Source organism: Nocardia sp. NPDC004151, from assembly GCF_042874235.1.
GTDB lineage: Bacteria > Actinomycetota > Actinomycetes > Mycobacteriales > Mycobacteriaceae > Nocardia.
This window is the reverse complement of the sequence record NZ_JBIAMR010000025.1, coordinates 26,582-47,025: the sequence shown is the minus strand read 5'-3', so window position 1 is coordinate 47,025 and position 20,444 is coordinate 26,582. Positions and strand designations below refer to the sequence as shown.

The 20,444-nt window shown below is 68.1% G+C and carries 20 protein-coding genes and 1 tRNA gene; 13 read left to right on the top strand and 8 right to left on the bottom strand.

Annotated features, from left to right (window positions below; all coding sequences use genetic code 11):
• The first annotated feature begins 15 nt into the window (after window positions 1–15).
• Both ACFYTS_RS34945 and nudC read left to right on the top strand, forming a co-directional pair.
• Window positions 16–1,074, top strand: coding sequence for a potassium channel family protein (locus ACFYTS_RS34945; RefSeq protein ID WP_357286977.1), 1,059 nt, complete (start codon window positions 16–18; stop codon window positions 1,072–1,074).
• 26 nt (window positions 1,075–1,100) lie between these two features.
• Window positions 1,101–2,021 carry an NAD(+) diphosphatase gene (gene nudC / locus ACFYTS_RS34940; RefSeq protein ID WP_387309527.1) on the top strand — a complete coding sequence of 307 codons (921 nt, stop codon included), beginning with the start codon at window positions 1,101–1,103 and terminating at the stop codon, window positions 2,019–2,021.
• A gap of 60 nt (window positions 2,022–2,081) precedes the next feature.
• Here the strand turns inward: nudC and ACFYTS_RS34935 are convergent, their stop codons facing one another.
• The gene (locus ACFYTS_RS34935) at window positions 2,082–2,333 is read right to left on the bottom strand and encodes a mycoredoxin (protein WP_357286972.1); all 252 of its coding nucleotides are present in this window, start codon (window positions 2,331–2,333) and stop codon (window positions 2,082–2,084) included.
• A 129-nt stretch (window positions 2,334–2,462) separates the two neighbouring features.
• Here ACFYTS_RS34935 and ACFYTS_RS34930 point away from each other — a divergent pair, with 129 nt between their 5' ends.
• The 6 genes from ACFYTS_RS34930 (at window position 2,463) to ACFYTS_RS34905 (ending at window position 7,096) form a co-directional block, all read left to right on the top strand.
• On the top strand, window positions 2,463–2,885 hold the full coding sequence (locus ACFYTS_RS34930; RefSeq protein ID WP_387309526.1) for a hypothetical protein: 423 nt from the start codon (window positions 2,463–2,465) through the stop codon (window positions 2,883–2,885).
• The gene (locus ACFYTS_RS34925) at window positions 2,882–3,325 is read left to right on the top strand and encodes an EVE domain-containing protein (protein ID WP_357286967.1); all 444 of its coding nucleotides are present in this window, start codon (window positions 2,882–2,884) and stop codon (window positions 3,323–3,325) included. Before ACFYTS_RS34930 ends, ACFYTS_RS34925 begins: the two co-directional genes overlap by 4 nt.
• Window positions 3,322–3,786: a MarR family transcriptional regulator gene (locus tag ACFYTS_RS34920; RefSeq protein WP_357286965.1), complete on the top strand. Its 465-nt coding sequence runs from the start codon at window positions 3,322–3,324 to the stop codon at window positions 3,784–3,786. The genes ACFYTS_RS34925 and ACFYTS_RS34920 overlap by 4 nt, the downstream gene beginning before the upstream one ends.
• Before the next feature lie 212 nt (window positions 3,787–3,998).
• Window positions 3,999–6,155 (top strand): ATP-dependent DNA helicase UvrD2, encoded by a 2,157-nt coding sequence (locus ACFYTS_RS34915; RefSeq protein ID WP_387309538.1) that lies wholly within the window; start codon window positions 3,999–4,001, stop codon window positions 6,153–6,155.
• Between the two features lie 105 nt (window positions 6,156–6,260).
• Window positions 6,261–6,641 carry a hypothetical protein gene (locus tag ACFYTS_RS34910; RefSeq protein WP_357286959.1) on the top strand — a complete coding sequence of 127 codons (381 nt, stop codon included), beginning with the start codon at window positions 6,261–6,263 and terminating at the stop codon, window positions 6,639–6,641.
• Window positions 6,642–6,754: 113 nt separating this feature from the next.
• The gene (locus ACFYTS_RS34905) at window positions 6,755–7,096 is read left to right on the top strand and encodes a WhiB family transcriptional regulator (RefSeq protein ID WP_357286956.1); all 342 of its coding nucleotides are present in this window, start codon (window positions 6,755–6,757) and stop codon (window positions 7,094–7,096) included.
• 154 nt (window positions 7,097–7,250) lie between these two features.
• Here ACFYTS_RS34905 and ACFYTS_RS34900 read toward each other — a convergent pair whose 3' ends face one another.
• The 3 genes from ACFYTS_RS34900 to ACFYTS_RS34890 form a co-directional block, all read right to left on the bottom strand.
• On the bottom strand, window positions 7,251–8,639 hold the full coding sequence (locus ACFYTS_RS34900) for an AarF/UbiB family protein (protein WP_357286952.1): 1,389 nt from the start codon (window positions 8,637–8,639) through the stop codon (window positions 7,251–7,253).
• 44 nt (window positions 8,640–8,683) lie between these two features.
• On the bottom strand, window positions 8,684–9,523 hold the full coding sequence (locus ACFYTS_RS34895; RefSeq protein ID WP_387309525.1) for a hypothetical protein: 840 nt from the start codon (window positions 9,521–9,523) through the stop codon (window positions 8,684–8,686).
• Between the two features lie 164 nt (window positions 9,524–9,687).
• Window positions 9,688–11,103: a zinc-dependent metalloprotease gene (locus tag ACFYTS_RS34890; protein WP_357286947.1), complete on the bottom strand. Its 1,416-nt coding sequence runs from the start codon at window positions 11,101–11,103 to the stop codon at window positions 9,688–9,690.
• An 85-nt stretch (window positions 11,104–11,188) separates the two neighbouring features.
• On the opposite strand from ACFYTS_RS34890, the gene ACFYTS_RS34885 reads away from it, so the two are divergent.
• Window positions 11,189–12,214, top strand: a complete 1,026-nt coding sequence (locus tag ACFYTS_RS34885) for a PDZ domain-containing protein (protein ID WP_387309524.1) — start codon at window positions 11,189–11,191, stop codon at window positions 12,212–12,214.
• Window positions 12,215–12,232: 18 nt separating this feature from the next.
• Here the strand turns inward: ACFYTS_RS34885 and ACFYTS_RS34880 are convergent, their stop codons facing one another.
• Window positions 12,233–12,841: a PPA1309 family protein gene (locus tag ACFYTS_RS34880; RefSeq protein WP_387309523.1), complete on the bottom strand. Its 609-nt coding sequence runs from the start codon at window positions 12,839–12,841 to the stop codon at window positions 12,233–12,235.
• 180 nt (window positions 12,842–13,021) lie between these two features.
• On the opposite strand from ACFYTS_RS34880, the gene ACFYTS_RS34875 reads away from it, so the two are divergent.
• Window positions 13,022–16,006 carry a UPF0182 family protein gene (locus ACFYTS_RS34875; RefSeq protein WP_387309522.1) on the top strand — a complete coding sequence of 995 codons (2,985 nt, stop codon included), beginning with the start codon at window positions 13,022–13,024 and terminating at the stop codon, window positions 16,004–16,006.
• Between the two features lie 171 nt (window positions 16,007–16,177).
• Here ACFYTS_RS34875 and ACFYTS_RS34870 read toward each other — a convergent pair whose 3' ends face one another.
• The gene (locus ACFYTS_RS34870; RefSeq protein ID WP_357286936.1) at window positions 16,178–16,714 is read right to left on the bottom strand and encodes a transglycosylase family protein; all 537 of its coding nucleotides are present in this window, start codon (window positions 16,712–16,714) and stop codon (window positions 16,178–16,180) included.
• A 532-nt stretch (window positions 16,715–17,246) separates the two neighbouring features.
• Here ACFYTS_RS34870 and ACFYTS_RS34865 point away from each other — a divergent pair.
• Window positions 17,247–17,320 (top strand) — tRNA-Met (locus tag ACFYTS_RS34865).
• 688 nt (window positions 17,321–18,008) lie between these two features.
• Window positions 18,009–18,263 (top strand): hypothetical protein, encoded by a 255-nt coding sequence (locus ACFYTS_RS34860; RefSeq protein ID WP_357286933.1) that lies wholly within the window; start codon window positions 18,009–18,011, stop codon window positions 18,261–18,263.
• 76 nt (window positions 18,264–18,339) lie between these two features.
• On the opposite strand, the gene ACFYTS_RS34855 is transcribed toward ACFYTS_RS34860, so the two are convergent.
• Window positions 18,340–18,996: a TetR/AcrR family transcriptional regulator gene (locus tag ACFYTS_RS34855; protein ID WP_387309521.1), complete on the bottom strand. Its 657-nt coding sequence runs from the start codon at window positions 18,994–18,996 to the stop codon at window positions 18,340–18,342.
• 122 nt (window positions 18,997–19,118) lie between these two features.
• On the opposite strand from ACFYTS_RS34855, the gene ACFYTS_RS34850 reads away from it, so the two are divergent.
• Complete coding sequence (locus ACFYTS_RS34850; protein WP_357286928.1) at window positions 19,119–19,493, top strand: nitroreductase family deazaflavin-dependent oxidoreductase; 375 nt, start codon at window positions 19,119–19,121, stop codon at window positions 19,491–19,493.
• Window positions 19,494–19,527: 34 nt separating this feature from the next.
• Here ACFYTS_RS34850 and ACFYTS_RS34845 read toward each other — a convergent pair whose 3' ends face one another.
• Complete coding sequence (locus ACFYTS_RS34845; RefSeq protein WP_387309520.1) at window positions 19,528–20,391, bottom strand: SGNH/GDSL hydrolase family protein; 864 nt, start codon at window positions 20,389–20,391, stop codon at window positions 19,528–19,530.
• Window positions 20,392–20,444 lie beyond the last annotated feature (53 nt).

Genomic DNA, 20,444 nt, shown 5'->3' with positions numbered 1-20,444 from the left:
TGAACGGTGATTCGCGTGTTGGGTGATTCCTCGCGCGGACTGGCCGGGCTCACCGATCGGCCCGACTTCGCGCTCGTCGGTGTGCTGCGGATCCCGTCCGCGCAGTCCAGCCCCTGGTATTCGCTGCTGCGGCGGCTCGGCCTGGCGGTGCTGCTGCTGATCGGAGCCACCCTGGTCGTGTACGTCGGCCGCGACGGCTACAACGACAACGCTCGCGAGCACATGGGTCTGCTGGATTGCGCGTACTACGCGACGGTCTCCCTGTCGACCACCGGCTACGGCGACATCACCCCTGTCACCCCGTCCGCGCGGCTGATCAATATTCTCGTGGTCACGCCACTGCGGATCCTGTTCCTCATCGTATTGGTCGGCACCACCCTGTCCGTGCTCACCGAACGATCCCGGCAGGCGTTCAAGATTCAGCGATGGAGGCGCACCGTGCGTAATCACACCGTGGTAGTCGGCTACGGCACCAAGGGCCGCACGGCCGTGGACGCCATGCTCGCCGACGGCGAACAGCCCAGCAATATCGTCGTCGTCGACACCGACCCGCAGGTGCTCGAATTCGCCGCTAACGCCGGACTGGTGACCGTGCAGGGCTCGGCCACCAAGTCGGATGTGTTGCGGCTGGCCGGGGTTCAGCACGCGTCGGCCGTCGTGGTCGCCGCCAACCGCGACGACACCGCGGTGCTGGTCACCCTCTCCGCCCGCGAGATCAACCCCAAGGCAAGGATTTCCGCCGCCGTCCGCGAGGCCGAGAACACCCACGTGCTGCGCCAGTCCGGCGCCGACTCGGTGGTGGTGTCCTCGGAGACCGCGGGCCGGCTGCTCGGCATCGCCACCACCAAGCCCACCGTGGTCGACATGATCGAGGACCTGCTCACCCCCGACGCCGGTTTCGCCATCGCCGAACGCGACGTGGAGACCGAGGAGATCGGTGGCTCCCCGCGCCACCTGCGCGACATCGTGCTCGGCGTGGTCCGCGACGGCAACCTCATCCGGGTCGGCGATCCCGAGACCGACGCCCTCGAGGCGCACGACAAGCTGCTGTATCTGCGGCGCGTCCACGCCTGAGCGGCGCGCCCGTCTAGTCTCGGGGTGTGTCAGCTTTTGAGCTCAATGCCGTTCCGGTGCTGTCGCGGACCTCGCTCGACCGCGCAGAACACCTCCGCTCCGACGAACAGGCGCTGAAAGAGGGCTGGCCCCAGGCCAAACTCCTCCGGATGAACAAGCGCGGCCAGGTCCGCGTCGACCAGGGCGGGGTGGTGCTCGAGGCCGCGCTCACCCTCGCCCCCGAACGGGCCCCCGAGGCCGTCTTCCTCGGCGTCGACGGCGACATCCACCTGTGGGCGGTGCGCGACAACACCATCGAGGGCGAACTGGCCGATCTGCGCGCCTTCGGCGCCACCCTCGACCTCGACGACTTCGGCACCGGCCTGCTGGCCACCGCCATCGCGGTCCTGAACTGGCACGACAAGGCCGCCTTCAGCCCGGTCGACGGCAGCCCCACCACATCCGCCAACGGCGGCTGGTCCCGGATCAGCGAAGCCGGGCACGAGGACTTCCCGCGCACCGACCCGGCCGTCATCTGCCTCATCCACGACGGCGGCGACCGCGTCCTGCTGGCCCGTCAGCACACCTGGCCGCAGGGCCTGTTCTCACTGCTGGCCGGATTCGTGGAGGCGGGGGAGTCCCTGGAACGCTGCGTCGAACGCGAGATCAAGGAGGAGGTCGGTGTCGACGTCCGCGAGATCCGCTACCTGGGCAGCCAGCCCTGGCCGTTCCCGCGCTCGCTCATGCTCGGCTTCGCCGCGGTCGGCGACCCGGACCAGCCTCTGGCCTTCAGCGACGGTGAGATCGCCGAGGCGTACTGGTTCACCCGGGCCGAGGTGCGCGACGCGCTCGCCGCGGGCGCATGGGGATCGCCCACCGGAGCCACCGGCGGCGAGGCGAAACTGCTACTGCCGGGCTCGATCTCGATCGCCCGGACCATTGTCGAATCCTGGGCCGCCGAGAACTGAGGTGGCGCAACAGGAAGCCGCACACCTACCGGTGTGCGGCTTCTTCGGTATCCAAGGGGCTCAGCCGATGGCGGCGAGGGCTTCCTTGACCTGATGCAGGCTCGGGTTGGTGGCGGTCGATCCGTCGCGGTACTTGATCGTCGGCACAACATGATTGCCGTTGTTGACGCTGCCGACGAACTCGGCGGCCTCGGGGTGGTCTTCGATGTCGATCACCTCGTAGGTGATCCCGGCCTCGTCGAGCTGGGTCTTGAGGCGACGGCAGTAGCCGCACCAGGTCGTCGAGTACATGGTCAGATCGGTAGCAGTCACGGTCGATGCAACATACTCACCGCCGATCGTGTTCCTGCCGCGGGGTCATTGTGAGCGGATCGACGGTGGCTCGGAACTGATCGCGGACCGGGGGTTGACGGATGAATAGTAAGCGCGCATACTAAGTCCATGACGTTCATCGCCGAAGCCTCCGCCACCTCGACCGCCACTCCCGCCGCCTTCTTCACCAAGTGGGCCGACATGGCCACCTGGCCGGAGTGGAACCAGGACACCGAATGGGTCACCCTCGACGGCCCGTTCGTCCAGGGCGCGACCGGCGTCCTCAAGCCCAAGGGTGGCCCCAAGACCAAGTTCGTGATCACCAAGCTCACCGACTCCGAATTCATCGACACGTCCAAGCTGCTCGGCGCGCGGCTGATCTTCGCCCACGGGGTCGCCACCATCGCCGGCGCCACCACCGTCACCGTCCGCGTCACCATGGAGGGCCCGCTGCGTGCTCTGTGGATCAAGATCATGGGCGCCGGCCTGCGCGAATCGCTGCAGCGCGATGTCGACGCGCTGGTCGCGGCCGCCGAGGCGGTGCTGGTATGAGCACCCGGTACTGGCTCGGCGTCGTCTCCCGTGACCACGTCCGCCGCGGCGTCGAACTCGGCTTCGCACAAGCCAACCACGGCAAACGCGCCGCCGTGGAACGCATGCACGCCGGAGACGGACTCGTCTACTACTCGCCTCGCACCGGCATGCGCGAGGGCGAACCGATCAAGGCCTTCACCGCCCTCGGCACCATCGCCGAGGGCCCGGCCTGGCAGGTCGAGACCGTGCCCGATCCGGCAGCCGGGGGCGGCTGCTTCCGTCCGTGGCGGCGCGCGGTCGACTACGACCACACCGCCCGCCAGACCCCCATCGACACGCTGCGCGGCGAACTGGATCTGACCAGCGTCCCCAACTGGGGCATCGTGCTGCGACGCGGCCTGATCGAACTCACCGCCCACGATTTCGCCGTCATCTCCCGCGCTATGGTCGGCCGGTGACGGCGAATGACGGACTGCACACCGAATTCGAGCATGCCGACGAAAGCCCCGGCCTCTTGCTCTGGCAGGTGACCAACCGCTGGCAGGCCGCCCAGCGCGCCGCCCTGGCCCCCTTCGACCTCACCCACGTCCAGTTCGTCCTGCTCGCCTCCCTGACCTGGCTCACCGCCCGGTCGGGCGGCGACCCCGTCACCCAGCGCGACGTCGCCGACCAGGCCGCCACCGACCCCATGATGACCTCCCAGGTCCTGCGCACCCTGGAACAGAAGGGCCTGCTCGAACGCCACGAACACCCCACCGACAAACGCGCCCGCTCCCTGCGCCCCACCGAATCCGGTGCCGCCCTGGTCAATCGGGCCATCGGCGCGGTCGAAGCCTGCGACCGCGACTTCTTCGACCCGCTCGGCGCACAGACCCCGCGCTTCACCGAGGCGCTGCGCCGCCTGCGCGACCGCGACTGAATCGCGATTCCGCGACACCACGACGCCGTGGCTGTGCCAACGTTGCGCCCGAACGGACGCGTCGACTTTTGCCGGGCGGTGGTGTCGACTTTCGCCCCGGACCGCTGCGTCGACTTGTGCCCCGGGCGGGTGCCGACTCGCACCCGGGCGGCGGTGCCGATTTCGCGCCGCCACGCGGATGGCCGCCATCCCTGTCGGACGGCGCTGTCATGATGGAGCGCGTGACTGCCGCGACCACCCAGGCCCAGCTCCGGCTCGACGACCTCGATGCCGAGCAGGCGGCGGCCGTGCGCGCGCCCCGGGGACCGGTCTGCGTGCTGGCGGGCGCGGGCACCGGCAAGACGCGCACCATCACCCATCGCATCGCGCACCTGGTGTCGGCCGGGCACGTCCGGGCCGATCAGGTGCTGTCGGTGACCTTCACCGCCCGCGCGGCGGGGGAGTTGCGGAACCGGTTGCGGGCGCTGGGTCTGAGCGGCGAGGCCGGGCAGGTGCAGGCGCGCACGTTCCACGCCGCGGCGCTGCGGCAGCTCAAGTACTTCTGGCCGCAGGTGGTCGGCGACGTGCCGTGGCGGCTGATCGACGGCAAGTTCCCCATCGTGGCCCAGGCCGCGGGCCGGGCGGGCCTGCCCACCGATACCGACAGCCTGCGCGATCTGATCAGTGAGATCGAATGGGCCAAGGGCTCGCTCATCGCGCCCGAGGACTACGCGGGCGAGGCGGCCCGCCGCCACCGCGACGTGCCCTACGAGGCCAAGAAGGTCTCCACGGTCTACACCTATTACGAGGCGCTGAAGAACACCCCCGACGGCCTGCTGCTCGACTTCGACGATCTGCTGCTGCACACCGCCGCCGCGCTCGAGGACTACTCCTCGGTGGCCGAGGAGTTCCGCGGCCGCTACCGGTGTTTCGTGGTGGACGAGTACCAGGACGTCACCCCGCTGCAGCAGCGGGTGCTCGACGCCTGGCTCGGCGATCGCGACGACCTGACCGTGGTCGGCGACGCCAACCAGACCATCTACTCGTTCACCGGCGCGAGTCCCACGTTCCTGCTGGACTTCTCGCGCCGCTTTCCCGAGGCCACCGTGGTCCGGCTGGAACGCGACTACCGGTCCACCCCGCAGGTCGTGTCGCTGGCCAACCGGGTGATCGGCGCGGCCCGCGGCCGCATCGCGGGCACCCGGTTGCAGCTCATCGGCCAGCGTCCCGACGGTCCGGAACCGGCCTTCGCCGAATACGACGACGAGCCCGCCGAGGCCGCCGCCGTGGCCAAGGCGGTCGCCGAACTGCTGAGCAATGGCGTGCCCGCGGCGGAGATCGCCATCCTCTACCGCATCAACGCGCAGTCGGAGGTCTACGAACAGGCGCTCACCGAGGCGGGCATCCCGTATCAGGTGCGCGGCGGCGAGGGCTTCTTCCAGCGGCCGGAGGTACGGCAGGCGGTGTCCGCGCTGCGCACCGCCGCCAATCGCGACGACCTGCCCGATGCCCGCGGCCCGAAACTGGTGACCCTGGTGCGCGCGGCGCTGGCCGGCGTCGGGCTCACCAAGGAGGAGCCCGTCGGCGTCCAGGCCCGGGAGCGCTGGGCCTCGCTGGTGGCGCTGGTCGCCCTCACCGAGGAATTGGCCGAGGCCGAACCCGAACTCGATCTGTCCGGCCTGCTGCGCGAGCTGGCCGCCCGCGCCGAGGCCCGCCACCCACCGACCGTGCAGGGCGTCACGCTGGCCTCGCTGCACGCGGCCAAGGGCCTGGAGTGGGACGCCGTCTTCCTGGTCGGCCTGGCCGACGGCACCCTGCCCATCCAGCATGTGCTCGGCCCGGACGCGACCGTGTCCGACGAGGCCGCGCTGGAGGAGGAACGCCGCCTGCTCTACGTCGGCGTCACCCGGGCGCGTGAGCACCTCCAATTGTCCTGGGCGCTGGCCCGTTCCGCGGGCGGGCGCAAGGTGCGCCGCCGCTCCCGGTTCCTCATCGGCCTGGTCCCCGACGACTCCCCGGCCTCGCGCATCGCCACCCACACCACCGAGCGGCCCAGCGGCCCCAAGCGGGTCCACCCGACCTGCCGGATCTGCGGCCGCCCGCTGCTCAATACCCAGGCCACCATGCTGGGCCGCTGCTCGCGCTGTCCCGCCGACATCGACACCGGACTGCTCGAGGCGCTGAAGGAATGGCGCCGCGACAAAGCCGACGAGCTCAAACTGCCCCATTTCGTGGTGTTCAGCGATACGACCTTGACAGCGATCGCCGAACAACGCCCGGCCGACGATCGTGCCCTGGTCGCGATACCCGGGATCGGCGCGAAGAAGCTCCAAACCTACGGCGCGGACGTGCTCGCCGTTGTGAGGTCGAAAACCGCAGGTCAAAAATAGGTTGTGCGTATCTGTATGGATACCTAATGTGGTTCAGGTGCACAGGGGAAGACCCCGTGCGCGACAAGCACTGATCGCAAACGAGTGAAGGAGGGAGGCAGACCAATGAACAGCAACGCAGGCATCGCGACGACCGGCATCACCGCCGGCCGCGTCAGCATGGCGTCAGTCATGTCCGTTGCGCCCGTCTCCCTGGGGATCCTCGCTTCGCAGGGGATTCGTATGTCCAGCCTCAGTGGCGATCTTGGTCTTCAGGTCTTTGCAAGCAAAGCCCAAGCGGATCAGCAGATCGTGATCAAGCAGGACAAGCCCAAGGGCAATTGGTACCCGGCAACCGCAGTCGTTGACACCGTCACCGGCTCGGCCGTCGAAACCGTCACAGGCGCAACCGGATCCGAGCGACCGGTGCATCTGCTGGCAGCCCGCCCCAACACCACCGACCCAGCGTCCGTGAACAGGAGTCGACACAGAAGTCGACTCAGGTAGGGATTCACCTCCCAGACCTCCTGGCCACGGATCGCGACAGACGCGAAACCGTGGCCATAGTTTTATCGGCCTCCAGCCACCGGCACCGGTTTCGCGAAACCTACGAACGACCGATGCACGAGCTGAAGGAGAACGACGTGTCCACCACGGTCATCCGTGAACGAGTGACATGCCGCAACACCGTGGCCAACACGACCGCCCGCACCCGCCGGGCCGTCACCATCAATGTCCCCTGCCGCGCCGGCAACCCCGACCTGTGGTTTGCCGAGTCCCCGGCTCAGCTGGAAGAGGCCAAGGCGCTGTGCGCCAGCTGCCCGATCCGTCAGGGCTGCCTGTCGGCCGCTCTGGATCGCGCCGAGCCGTGGGGTGTCTGGGGCGGTGAGATCTTCGACCAGGGTGTCGTGATCGCCCGCAAGCGCCCGCGTGGCCGCCCGCGCAAGGTCACGGTGGCATGACCGCCCCGGCTTCCGGGGGAATGGAACGCATACGACCCGCTTACCTGGAGGTAGGCGGGTCGTTTTGCGTGCGGGGACAACTTTCGTAGCTCTCAGGGGCTTCCCCTGAAACCCTTTTCGCCAGAGTGCCGGGGGCTTCCCCGAAAACCCTTGTCTACGAAGCCGCGCGGCGGGTTTCGGCGTAGCCGGGGACCCAGTCGTTCATCAGTTTCATGAAGGGCACTTCGGCGTCGAGCTGGGCGCAGATGCCGACCGAGCCGCCCAGGACCCGGAAGATCATCACGTGTTCGGCCGGAAGTTGCAGGGAGCGGGCCGTTTTCATCATCTCGGCATTGGAGATGTCGGTGGCCTTGCCCGCGACGCGCTGCATCCAGCGGCGGGTGAAATGGAAGGTCTCGGTCTTGATCGGGTCGGTGAAGGGGCGGAGATAGTCCTGAATCTCCTGGATACTCACCGTCTTTCCGGGAATGACCCAGCCATGGTCGTGCAGCAGCGCCACCAGCTCGTCGAAGCGCTCCTCGACCTCCAGCGCCACCAGTTCACCCAGGACCTTGGGGAAGCCGTTGGGCAGCGGCGCGCAGGCGCCGTAATCGATGACCGCGAGCCGCCCGTCCTCGAGCACCATGAAGTTGCCCGGATGCGGATCGGCGTGCAGCAGTCCCGCGATGGCCGGTGAGCTGAAATGGAATTCGCCCATCAGCGCCGCCACCCGATTGCGCAGCTCGACCGTCCCCTCTGGATCGGCCATGCCCTGCTGGATGATTCGCGAGACCGGGGTGGCGTTGTCGAGCCACTCGGTGACGATCACCTTCGGCGCGCTGGCCACCACCTTCGGCACCAGGAAGCGCGGGTGCCCGTGGAACGCCTTGGCGAACTGGCGCTGGTGCCCGCCCTCGATCCGGTAGTCCAGCTCCTCCTCGGTGCGTTCGCTGATCTCGGCGAGGATCGGCTTGATCTCCGCGCCGGGGATCAGCGCGCTCATCATGCCCGCCATCCGATTGAGTGTCTTGAGATCGGCGCGCAGCGCTTCGTCGGCGCCCGGGTACTGCACCTTCACCGCGACGGTCCGGCCGTCGGACCAGATCGCCTTGTGCACCTGGCCGATGCTGGCCGAGGCGGTGGGCTGGTCGTCGAATTCCCGGAACCGTTGCCGCCAACCGGTTCCCAGCTGCTGGTCGAGCTGCCGGTGCACGGCCGCGACCGGCATGGGCGGCGCGGCGGCCTGCAGTTTGGTGAGCGCCTCGCGGTAGTGCTCGCCGAACTCCTCGGGGACGGCGGCCTCCATCACCGACAGTGCCTGTCCGAACTTCATGGCCCCGCCCTTGAGCTCCCCGAGCACGGCGAACAGCTGTTCGGCGGCCTTCTGATTGAGCTCGGCGTTGATCTCCTGCTTGTCTCCCCCGGCAAGTTTGCGGCCGAATCCGACGGCCGCCCGCCCTGCGATGCCGAGCGGAATCTTGGCCAGCTTGGCATTGCGGGAAGAGCGCTTGCTCACAATCTCTGACACGTTCCCATCATGCCGATGTCCCAGACGGTCCGCCATGGGATTCGCGTGTTCTGCCGGGTGACGAGGGGGAGTGGTTTCCATCACACCACCGCGTCCGCGCCGCAACCGCAGTCGGGATGCGGCGTCCAGGTCCGCCGATCCAGCCGCGGGATGTCCGGGTCCCACTCCAGGGTGGCGTTCAAACTCGCGGGTGGCCGCTCCGCGCGGCCGCGGGCGACGGTCTCGATCTCGCGCAGCGCCAGCGCCGCGGTGAGCGCGGCCACCGCCGGGGAGGCGCACCCGACCCGGCCCAGCAGCTGCGCGGACAGGTGCGGCCAGGCCGGTTCGGCCGCCGTGCGGTACAGGTCCGCACAACGCAGGCACGCGGTTTCGCCCGGCAGCACCAGCGGGCCGACGATCCCGGCCCCGTCGCGGATCCGCACCTGCAGGTGCGGGACGCGCGCCCGCATGAGGTCGGCGACCAGCGCCGGATCGGGCACCAGCGTGTCGGACAGCACCAGCAGATCCGGCCGCTCCGGCCACGGCCCGCCGCTGCCCGGCGCGCCCGGCGCGCCCGGACGCCCATGAGAGTGCTTGGCCCGCAGTCCGATCCGGTGCAGCCCATCGAGCAACGCGTCCGCCAAGGGCCCACGCCCATGCACCCGCACCGCCCGCAGCCGGCTCCGAGGTTCCGCCGCTGCCAGCAAACCGGCATCCGCCAGCTCCCCCAGCAGCGTCCGTGTGTCCTCGACCTCGAACCCCAATTCCCGCGCCTGCCGGAGGATCTCCGACTCGGTCCGCGACCCGTCGAGCAGCCGCACCAGCGCAGGCCCCGATTCCACCGGACCAGGCGGTCGCACGATGACCGCACGCTCCGGACTCCACCCGAGCTGCACCGCGCCGTTCGGCCGCACCAGCACCGCGATTCGCGGATGCAACATCGGTCCGCGGGTATAGGTGGTCGCCCCGCGCGTCGCGGTTGGGGCGGGGGCTGTTGTTGGTGGGGATGTCATTGCCGTCATAGCGTCAGTCTGCGGGTCCCCGGACATGCGGAAGCCCGCGAAAACGCTTGTTGATCAGCGCTTTCGCGGGTTATCCACAACTCTTATTTCGCGTCTTCCCCGTCCGAGGTTCCGGCCTCGGCGTCGCCGCCCCGGGCCTCCTTCTCGGCCCGCTCGCGCGCCTCGGTCTCGGCCAGCTGCGCCAGCGGATCGTCGAACACCGTCGAGCCGCCGCCCAGCACCGAGTCGATGAAGCCCGCGGGGGAGTCCAGATCGGAGGAGTCGGGCAGCAGGTCCGGGTGCGCCCAGACGCCGTCGCGCTTCTCCAGGCCGGTGTCGTCGGTCAGTCGCCGCCACAGCGCGGCGGCCTCGCGCACCTTGCGCGGCCGCAGTTCCAACCCGACCAGGGTCGCGAAGGTCTGCTCGGCGGGGCCGCCGGTGGCGCGGCGGCGGCGCAGCGTCTCGGCCAGCGCGCCCGCGCCGGGCAGCCGGTCGCCCACGGCGTCGCTCACCACGGTCTCCACCCAGCCCTCGATCAGGGCGAGCAGGGTTTCCAGCCGTTCCAGCGCGGCCTTCTGCTCGGGCGTGGTCTGCGGTTCGAAAGTCCCTTGGGACAGCAGCTCTTCCAGCTTGGACGGATCCTGCGCCAGGGTCATCGGGTCCAGGCCCGCCGCGGCCTGCTCGATGGCCGAGAAGTCCATCTTGATGCCGCGCGCGTAGTCCTCGACCGCGCCCAGCACCTGCTGGCGCAGCCACGGCACGTGCGCGAACAGCCGCTGGTGGGCGGCCTCGCGGGCGGACAGATAGACCAGGATCTCGCTTTCGGGCTGCTCGAGCCCGGCGCTGAATTCGGAAATGGCGGTGGGCAGCAGCGCGGCGGTGCCCGCGGGACCCAGCGGCAGCCCGATGTCGGTGGAGGTCAGCACCTCCTTGGCGAGCTGGCCCAGGGCCTGGCCCAGCTGCGAACCGAAGGCGAGCCCGCCCATCTGGCCCAGCATGCCCATCATCGGCCCGGCGAATTCGCGGGCCTCGGCCGGCAGCGTCGCGGTCCACATGCCCGAAACCTGTTCGGCCACCGGGTCGCAGAGCCGCTTCCAGGTGGGCAGCGTCTCCTCGATCCAGTCGTTGGCGGTCCAGGCGACGGTCTTGCTCGCGCCGGCGGGGAAGGTGGTGGCCGCGTCGAGCCACAGTTCCGCCAGGTGCGAGGCGTCGGTCACGGCCTTCTGCGCGCCCGCGGAGACCGGCGTGACGTTCGCGCCCAGCTGCTGGCGGGCCAGCCGCTTGGCGATGTCGTAATTGACCGGTCCGGCCTGGGCCGCGCCCGGCTGACCCATGCTGGAGAACATGGCGCCCAGCTGCGAGAGCATCTGGCCGAGTTGCGAGGGATCGAATCCGCCACCGCCCGGACCGGCCATGCCGAATCCGAACGGGTTGTTCGCACCAGAACCGCTGGACTCGTCGCCGGGCTTGCGCTCCGGGTCGTCGTCGCGATTCGAGAATCCGAACGGGAAATCACTCATACCCACTACGGTACTGGAGCCGCGGATCACACGAACCGCCGAGCGGAGCGCGGCAATGGCCTCGATGACCAGTACCCTTGGCCGCGTGAACCGTCGGATATTCACCCTGCTCGCCGCTCTGATCCCGATTCTGGCGCTGGGTATCGTTGGCAGTGTCGTCACGGTGCCGTTCGTGGCGCTCGGACCAGGTCCGACCTTCAATACGCTGGGCGAATTCGACGGCAAACAGGTGGTCGACGTGCAGGGCGCGGAGCTGAAATCCGCTTCCGGCAATCTCAATATGACGACCGTGTCCGTTCGCGATCAGCTGAATATCTTCGACGCGTTCCGGCTGTGGATCGGCGGTGAACACGGATTGGTGCCGCGCGCCGAGGTGTATCCCCCGGGGCAGACACGTGACGATGTAGACAAATCCAATCAGCAGCAGTTCAAGGATTCCGAGGACTCCGCCGAATTGGCGGCGCTCAACTATCTGAAGCTGCCGACCGCGGTCCAGCTCGCGAATGTCTCCGATGACGGCCCCGCCAAGGATGTGCTGCGCAAGGGTGACGAATTGGTGATGGTGGACGGCAAGCACATCGTCACCGCGAAAGACGTTGTCGCCGCGGTCTCCTCGGTCAAGCCCGGCACCGCCATCGGGGTGGTCTTCCGCCGTGACGGCGTCGAGCAGACCGCCGAGATCACCCTGGCCCCGCGCCCCGACGACTCCGGCAAGGGCTACCTGGGCATCACCCCGGACGAGATCTCCAAGGGCCCGATCAAGGTGGCGTTCAACCTCGGCGAGATCGGCGGCCCCTCGGCCGGACTCATGTTCACCCTCGCCCTGATCGACAAGCTCACCCCCGGCGACCTGTCCGGCGGCAAGTTCGTGGCGGGCACCGGCACCATCGATCCGGACGGCAAGGTCGGCCCGATCGGCGGCATCCAGTACAAGATGATCGCCGCGCGCGACAAGGGCGCCGAGACCTTCCTGGTCCCGGCCGCCAACTGCAACGAGGCCGCGCAGCGCACGCCCGCGGGCCTGCGCCTGGTGAAGGTCGAGAACCTGTCCGGCGCCGTCCAGGCTCTCGACGACATCAATGCGGGCAAGGACGCGCCGACCTGCGGCTGACCCTCGCCCGGCGCGGGGTCAGAACTCGTCGGGGTTGTTCTCGAGGGTGTGCCGCAGCGCCTCGACCAGATTCGGGGCGAGGTTCGGGGCGGTGCGCAGGTCGAGGTCGCCGAACGGGTCCTCTTCCTCCTCGCTGGGCCGCACCTGCAGCAGCGACAGCGAGGTGCCGTCGCGCAGCACGCCGACGAACAGCCGGGCGTCGCGGCGTTCGGCGTGGGTGAGCGCCGCCTGGCGACCGGCCTGATCGGCGGCGTCCCGGTCGGCGAGCAGCGGCGCGATGGCGTCGTCGAGCGACTGCTCGGCGGTCGGCGGCAGCACCACGATCTGCTGCACCAGCACACAGCCCTCGACCGAGGCCGGCCAGCTGGTGGTCCCCAGGAATTCGTCGAGTGCCATGGCGTCGGCCTCCCCGGCGATGTCCTCCGGGAACGGCTCCTGCGCGATGGGAGTCAGCGCGTCCTTCTCGTCGAGCTGATCGAGCAGCGCGGGCTCGGCGGCGACCAGGTCCGCGGTCGGGACCAGCGCGAACATCTGCGGCGGCCGATCCCAGCCTTCACCGTCGGCATACTCCGCGACTTCCCGAATGCACCGGTACAGGGCCGACGCCGCCCACTGCTCTGGATTCACCCGGTCATCCTCGCATCTCGTGAATACCTGTCCGACGCGGCAGGTGTTGGGCCGCGCGGCGGGCGTTTTACGTAGAGTGGGGCGCGAACGGTCCCCTGGGACCAGCTCGCATCATCGGACTGCGACGTTCGGCGCCGGTTTCCCGGCTCGGACGTCGCCGGACCCTGGGAGAGTGGCATCGTGGGCATGCGCCCCCCGACCGGCTTACCTTCGCTGTCGCGACGCAGCCGCATTCTGCTCGTCACGGCCCTGGTGCTGGCCGCGCTGTTACTGGTCGGGCCCCGGCTGACCGACGCCTATACCAACTGGTTGTGGTTCGGGGAGGTGGGGTTCCGCAACGTCTACCACACCGTGCTCCTCACCCGGGTGCTGCTGTTCCTGGTGGTGGCGGTGGTCGTGGCGGTGATCATCTGGCTGGCGCTGCTGCTGGCCTACCGCACCCGGCCGGTGTTCGTGCCGGTGAGCGGTCCCGGCGATCCGATCGCCCGCTACCGCACCACGGTGATGAGCCGGCTGCGTCTGTTCGGCCTGGGCATCCCGGTGCTCATCGGCGTGCTGTCGGGTCTGGTGGCGCAGTCGAACTGGGTGACGGTGCAGCTGTTCCTGCACGGCGGCCAGTTCGGGGTGCAGGACCCGCAGTTCCATCTCGACGTCGGCTTCTACGCCTTCGACCTGCCGTTCTACCGGATGGTGCTGAACTGGCTGTTCGTGGCGGTGGTGATCGCGTTCTTCGCGAACCTGGTGGCGCACTACGTCTTCGGCGGGCTGCGGCTGTCGGGGCGGGAGGGCACGCTGAGCAACTCCGCGCGGGTGCAGCTGGCGATCCTGGCCGGAATCTTCGTGGCGCTCAAGGCGGTCGCCTACTGGTTCGACCGGTACGCGCTGCTGTCGAGCACCCGCAAGGAGCCGACCTTCACCGGCGGTTCCTACACCGACATCAACGCGGTGCTGCCCGCCAAGCTGATCCTGCTGTCCATCGCGGTCATCTGCGCCATCGCCTTCTTCGCCGGAGTCGTGCTGCGCGACTTGCGCATTCCGGCCATGGCGGCGGCGCTGCTGGTGCTGTCCTCGGTGCTGGTGGGCGCGGTGTGGCCGCTGCTGGTGGAGCAGTTCTCGGTGCGCCCGAACGCGGCCACCAAGGAGCGCACCTATATCGAGCGCAATATCGCGGCCACCCGCGCCGCGTACGGGCTCACCCCGGACAAGGTCGAATACGTCAACTACAAGGGCGTGGCGACCAATGAGCAGGTCTCCTCGCCCGCGGACCAGCAGACCATCAAGAACATCCGTCTGCTGGACCCGAACCTGCTGACCCAGACGTTCATTCAGCGCAACCAGCAGCTGCAGAACTTCTACGGCTTCCCGGACCCGCTCGACATCGACCGCTACACCGTCAACGGTGAACTGGGCGACTACGTGGTGGCGGCGCGCGAACTCCAGCCGCAGAACCTGTCGGAGAACCAGACCAACTGGCTCAACAAGCACACCGTGTACACGCACGGCAACGGCTTCGTGGCCTCGCCCGCCAACAAGGTGAACGCGGCCCCGCCCAAGGAATCCCAGCAGGCCGGGCAGAGCGCGGGCAATGACTCCAACGGCGGCTACGGCTATCCCGTGTTCACCGTGGGCGACCTGTCCACGGTCAGCGACCTGATCACCAAGAAGGCCGGGCTCAAGGAGGCCATTCCGGTCGATCAGCCGCGCATCTACTACGGCGAGCTGATCTCCAAGACCGACGCCGACTACGCCATCGTCGGCGCGAACGGCCAGACCGCGCGTGAATACGACACCCCCACCGACCAGTTCACCTACGACGGCGCCGGTGGCGTGAAGATCGGCAACTGGTTCAACCGGCTGGCCTTCGCGGCCAAGTACGCCGAGCGCAACATCCTGTTCTCGGGCGCCATCGGGTCGGACTCGAAGATCATCTTCAACCGCAGTCCGCGCGAGCGCGTCACCAAGGTGGCGCCGTGGCTGACCGCCGACGGCGATGCGTACCCGGCCGTGGTGAAGGGCCGCATCGTCTGGATCGTGGACGCCTACACCAGCCTCGACAACTACCCGTACGCGCAGAAGACTCCGCTCGACGGCGCGGTCGAGGACAGCATCGACCAGGCCACGGGGCGTCTACTACCGCGCAAGGAAGTCTCCTACATCCGCAACTCGGTGAAGGCGACGGTGGACGCCTACGACGGGACCGTCAGCCTGTACGAGGTGGACAAGACCGATCCGGTGCTCAAGGCCTGGATGGGCGTGTTCCCGAACTCGGTGAAGCCGGAGAGCGAGATCTCCGACGAGCTGCGTTCGCACTTCCGGTATCCCGAGGACCTGTTCAAGGTGCAGCGCGAGATGCTGGCCAAGTACCACGTCGACGATCCGGTGGAGTTCTTCAATGGCAACGCCTTCTGGTCGGTGCCCAATGATCCGACCCAGGAGGGCGCGGCCAGCAGCGCCCATCAGCCGCCGTACTACGTGCTGCTCGGCGATCCGAAAACCGGTAAGCCGCAGTTCAATCTGACCAGCGCCATCGTGGGCTACAAGCGGAACTATATGTCCGCCTACCTGCAGGCGAATTCGGATCCGGCGAACTACGGCAAGCTGACGGTGCTCCGATTGCCCGCGGATTCACAGACCGCGGGCCCGGGCCAGACGCAGACGTCCATGACGACGGCCGATCAAGTGTCGCGGGACCGGAACCTGTTGACGGGCGGCAATGTCAACAAGATCAAGTACGGCAACCTGTTGACCCTGCCGGTCGGTGACGGCGGCATCCTCTACGTCGAACCCTGGTATCTGGAACGCAATACCGGCGGTCCGAACGCACCGTCCTTCCCGCAGCTGGTGAAGGTCCTGGCCAGCTACCGCGACAAGGTCGGCTACGGTGCGACGGTCAAGGAAGCCCTCGACCAGGTCCTGCCGGCCGCCGGCAATGCCGCGACCGACCAACCGGGACAAGCGGCCACGCCGCCCACCCAGGGCGCGACGCCGCCGGCCAATCCGCCTCCGCCGACCGGATCCACCGGTAAGGACGCGGCGGTGAAGCAGCTCGACGACGCGCTGCGGCAGGTGCAGGACGCGCAGAAGTCGGGCGATCTGGGCGCGCTGGGCAAGGCGCTCGAGCAGTTGCAGACCGCGGTGAACAACTACCAGAAGGCCGGTAGCTGATCCGTTGACGTGAGAGGCGCTGTCATCCGTTGGATGACAGCGCCTTTCGCTTTTCGCGACACGGAAATTACTGTCGCACAATAAGAATTATTGCCTCGAAATAGCGAAAGGTGCCGCGTCGCCATTGACGCAGCACCTTTCCATATCTTCCGGAAAGGAAGGAGATTCGGGCTATTTGCCCCAGGTCTCGATGAGGCCGGCGTTCGAGGCGAGGATCTGGTTGTACTGATCCTGCACGCCCAGCTGCTCGGCGACGGTGTTGGCGACGCCCTTGGCCTGGTCGATCAGGGCCTGGCGGTCGGTGGGGGCCGCGGGGGCGACGGGCGCGGGGGCGGCGGGCTCCGGGGCGGGCTCGGGCTCGGAGATGCCCGTGCGCAGGTACTGGCCGCAGACCGGCCAGGCGCCGACGCCCTGGGAGGCGAGCACGTTCTCGGCCACCCGGATCTGCTCGGCCTTGCTGGCGTTGGCGGCGTTGCCGGAACCACCGTTGGCGGCCCAGGTGCTCTGCGAGAACTGCAGGCCGCCGTAGTAGCCGTTGCCGGTGTTGATGCCCCAGTTGCCGCCGCTCTCGCACTGGGCGACGCCGTCCCAGTCGTGGGCCGGAGCGGCGGAGGCGGTCGCGGTGAAGCCGAACGGGACGGCAACAAGTGCGCCGGTGACGGCGGCGAGGCCGAGGGCGCGGGTGTTGATCTTCCGGTTCTGTTTCATGTGTTTTTCCCTCCCTGTGCCGACCGGCCCGGCGCGGATGCTCCGCCGTGTCCCTGTCCCCAGGAGTCGGGGTGCTCGACCGCGGGACAGGGTTTCCGGAGTGCAGCGGTTCGAGTCGGAGCCCATCGCAGGTTTGGTCCGGGCCGCGACTGACGATAACGAGGAAATCTCGGTAGATCACGTCTTGATAACGTCAGAATTGCATGAAGCGAATGACTGAAAAATCGGCGTTGATGCAGGTTGGCTATGCTGTAAATGCCAAGCCGGAACGGTCTGTTATCTCGCCGTGATGTGACTCGAATCACCGATAATTTGTGACACCGGTCACGTTTCTGGCGCATGCCGGCGGCCATACGCGTGCGCGAGGCTCTCAAATGGGAGATTTTCACTTCGATTGCTCCGCTTATGGGCAACCGTCCGGTCCGATTCGCTCCGCGACCTTCGCCCAGCGGGCCCGAATCGCCCTCGAAATCCCGCCTGACCAGTCGATTTGGTGCATCTGCTCGGCCGTGTGTAATGTTGTGTTCACCGACGCGGGGTGGAGCAGCTCGGTAGCTCGCTGGGCTCATAACCCAGAGGTCGCAGGTTCAAATCCTGTCCCCGCTACTACGAAAAGGCCCGGAACCATCAGGTTCCGGGCCTTTCTCGCGTCTGCGGGACGAGTACGCGCCAACTGTTCGCCAGGATCGGGTACTGGGCGGCCGCGCGCCAGCGCTGGTGTTCGCGAATCGTGCGCTCGCTGGGTTCGATCTCGGCAGTAGACCCCGAGAATCGGCTCTAACGTAGCCCGCCGTTGACCTCGAATGCCTACCATGACCCACGTCGGCCCCCTCTGCGGTGGCGCAGACCCCTCGGCACTGCCCCTGGGCCTTCGTGGCCTTCCTCGCGCGCGGTCGACCCCGGCGTACACCGCCGCCGCGAGTTGCGAATCCAGCCCGCCCGGTGAGACCCGGCGTCGGGCCAGAGATTCGGAGGTGCGCCATGACAGCAACCCCACGCGGTGACCGGCTCGCCCGCCGTCCGGGAAAGCGGCACACGACGACACCCACCATCACCAGCGGTTCCGATGACGATGTTCCCGTGGTGCGCTGGCCGGAGCCGAGTCGGCTCGAATCGTGGTGGCACGCCGTCATGCGTCCTGCCGAGAAGCCACCCACTCCCACATGACCAGAACGGGCTCGATCGGCCCACAGCGGTAGTTCCAGCCCGGACCGTACGACGAACTTCCGTCAGCAGTGCGGGATTCGGGAGCATCACGATGATGCGACCGTTCGATCATCAGAAAGGTTCAGCAATGTTCGCAATGACCAGGCAAACGGTGGCTCGGGCCATCCTCGCCGGTGCTATTGCGGTGGCTCCGGTCACCGCCGTGACCGTCCCGACCCAGGCCGATGTGGTCACCAACTACGCCCCCACCCCTGTCGATCAGCACTCGGACCAGGTCAGGGACAGCAAGCACTTCTTGTTCCCTCCGGGCTGGGGAATCCCTCCGGGTTGGTACAAGCATCTACTGCCGTTCGAGTTCTTCGATTGGTTCGATTGGGACTGACAGAGCGTCCAATGGGGTGAGCGCCCCGCCGGCGGTGAGGACCTCGTCGGGGGTGATCGGTGCGTCGCCGCGTCGATCAGGGCTGCTTCCGGCGATCCTCGAGCGCATCGAGGATCAGGTCCAGGCCGTAGGCGAATTCGCCGGTGTGGTCGTAGTCCGTCCCGAGGGCGTGGTCGACGATCATTTCCCGCAGGTACGGCAATTGATCGGGCGGCAGGCGTTCGAGGATCCCGCCCGCGACATCGTCGACGTCGGCGGGCGTCGTCGCCGGCAGGTTCTCTTCTTGGAGAACGTATCCGCTGGTGTAGCTGTCGATGAGCGAAACCGCGTGCGCGGCGAGCGGTAGCGGGAAGCCCGCTGCGCGGAGTACGCCGAGCACCGCGTCGTGGCTGCGGAGCGTGGCCGGTCCCGGGTTGCGCCGGGAGTCCATGAGTCCGAGCGCCCAGCTGTGCCGCGAGAGAACCTCTCGGGCGGACCGGGCGCGCACGCGAATCGCGTCACGCCAGTCCCCGCCTCCGGGGGCGGGGAGTTCGATCGCCGCGAACACCGCGTCGACCACGCCGTCCAGGAGTCCGTCCTTGTTGGGCACGTGGTGGTACAGCGACATCGCCTCCACGCCCAGCTCCTGAGCCACCCGCCGCATCGTGATCGCTTCCGCGCCACCGCGATCCGCGACTCGGATGGCGGCTTCCAGCACGCGTTCCCTGCTCAGTGGTTGCGATGGTCGCGACACAGCGGCTCCCTGGACGAGATGTTGACAGGCTTACGATCGTAAGTCACCCTTACGCATGTAAGGGTGACTTACAACGGTAAGGCGCCAAGGTCATGCGCACTACCGTCAGAAGGAGATGCACCATGCCGATGCCGAGATGGTGGGGGCACGTGAACAAGCGGGTGTTCAACCCGCGCGCGATCGCGAGCGGGAAGTGGCCCGTGCTGACACACGTCGGCCGTGTCTCCGGCGCGACCTATCGCACCCCGATGGACGCCTACCCGGTCGACGGCGGCTACCTGTTTGTCCCCGTGTACGGATCGCGCTCGGATTGGGTGCGCAATGTCCTCGCGGCAGGCGGGGCCAGCCTCCGGATCGACGGGAAGGACGTGGAACTCACCGCCCCGCGCCTGGTCGGAGCGGGCGAGGCCATCCAGGCCTTCCTCAACGAGGCGGTGCGTCCACCGAAATTGCTCCGCATCACCGAGTTCCTCCGCATGAACCTGGTCACGGACTGATCGTCCGCAGGTTCGATCCTGTCCCGCTACCTCCTCACAGCGTCGCTGCGATCAGGTTCGCGAACGCTTGTCCGCCTTGGGCATTGGGATGGAACGGCGCGGCCGGGGAGGCGGGCAGCAGCGGCTCGATCCACCGGTCCTGTGGGGCGGCGCACGAGTCGTGTCCGAGGCTCGCTCGACGCAGATCGACGAAGGTCGCGTTGTGCGTGGCGGCCTGTTCGGCGATGCGGTCGCCGAGACGGTCGATGGTGGTCTGCAGGTAGTCGGCGTCGCGGGCTGTGATCGGGGCCGCGAGGTTCGGGCATCCTCCGGGGCGCAGGTATTGGCCGTAGCTGGTGATCAGGATGCGCGCGCGGGGTGCGCGGCGCGCGATCTCGTCTAGGGTGGCGCCGATGGTCGAGGCGGCGGCGTCCACCTTGTCCGCCAATTGATCGACGCCGCCGCCGGTGAAGCGGTCCACGCAGGCGCGGGCGGCGTCGTCCGGCGCCGGGCTCAAGCAGCCGAGCAGGTCCTGGAACAGTCCGGCGTCGTTCGCTCCGATGGTGAGGGTGACCAGGTCGGTGCTCGCGCTCAGGGCGTCGTACTGCGGTGTCGCGCCGCGTCCCCATCCGGGATCGGCTTTGTCGAAGTCCTGGGCTTTGGCTCCGGAGCAGGTCACGTTCCGGAAGTTCCGGATGCCCAGGGTGGCGGCCAGTCGTGCCGGATACCCGTTGTCGACCGACCGCAGGCAGCTCGCCGAGTCGCCGCCCTGGGCCGGTACCAAGGGTCCGGCCGCGAACGAGTCGCCCAAGGCGACGTACTCCTCATAACCGTGCGGGCTCGCGTCGGCTCCTGCGGGCGTCGTGAGCATCGTCGCGAAAGCCGCCGCGGCGGCGAGGCCGGTCAGTGTGTACCGCATATGTCCTCATCTCGATCGAGGCTGAAATCTGTGCGAGTGTACAGATTTTTGGA

What these genes read in the sequence shown, in the direction of transcription:
- ACFYTS_RS34925 (WP_357286967.1), top strand. Translation starts at nt 2,882, where the DNA reads ATGAGCACCCGGTACTGGCTCGGCGTCGTCTCCCGTGACCACGTCCGC.
- ACFYTS_RS34890 (WP_357286947.1), bottom strand. Translation starts at nt 11,103, where the DNA reads ATGAGTGATTTCCCGTTCGGATTCTCGAATCGCGACGACGACCCGGAG.
- ACFYTS_RS34895 (WP_387309525.1), bottom strand. Translation starts at nt 9,523, where the DNA reads ATGTTGCATCCGCGAATCGCGGTGCTGGTGCGGCCGAACGGCGCGGTG.
- ACFYTS_RS34860 (WP_357286933.1), top strand. Translation starts at nt 18,009, where the DNA reads ATGTTCGCAATGACCAGGCAAACGGTGGCTCGGGCCATCCTCGCCGGT.
- ACFYTS_RS34845 (WP_387309520.1), bottom strand. Translation starts at nt 20,391, where the DNA reads ATGCGGTACACACTGACCGGCCTCGCCGCCGCGGCGGCTTTCGCGACG.
- ACFYTS_RS34905 (WP_357286956.1), top strand. Translation starts at nt 6,755, where the DNA reads ATGCACGAGCTGAAGGAGAACGACGTGTCCACCACGGTCATCCGTGAA.
- ACFYTS_RS34870 (WP_357286936.1), bottom strand. Translation starts at nt 16,714, where the DNA reads ATGAAACAGAACCGGAAGATCAACACCCGCGCCCTCGGCCTCGCCGCC.
- ACFYTS_RS34930 (WP_387309526.1), top strand. Translation starts at nt 2,463, where the DNA reads ATGACGTTCATCGCCGAAGCCTCCGCCACCTCGACCGCCACTCCCGCC.
- ACFYTS_RS34910 (WP_357286959.1), top strand. Translation starts at nt 6,261, where the DNA reads ATGAACAGCAACGCAGGCATCGCGACGACCGGCATCACCGCCGGCCGC.
- ACFYTS_RS34900 (WP_357286952.1), bottom strand. Translation starts at nt 8,639, where the DNA reads ATGGCGGACCGTCTGGGACATCGGCATGATGGGAACGTGTCAGAGATT.
- ACFYTS_RS34915 (WP_387309538.1), top strand. Translation starts at nt 3,999, where the DNA reads ATGGAGCGCGTGACTGCCGCGACCACCCAGGCCCAGCTCCGGCTCGAC.
- ACFYTS_RS34850 (WP_357286928.1), top strand. Translation starts at nt 19,119, where the DNA reads ATGCCGATGCCGAGATGGTGGGGGCACGTGAACAAGCGGGTGTTCAAC.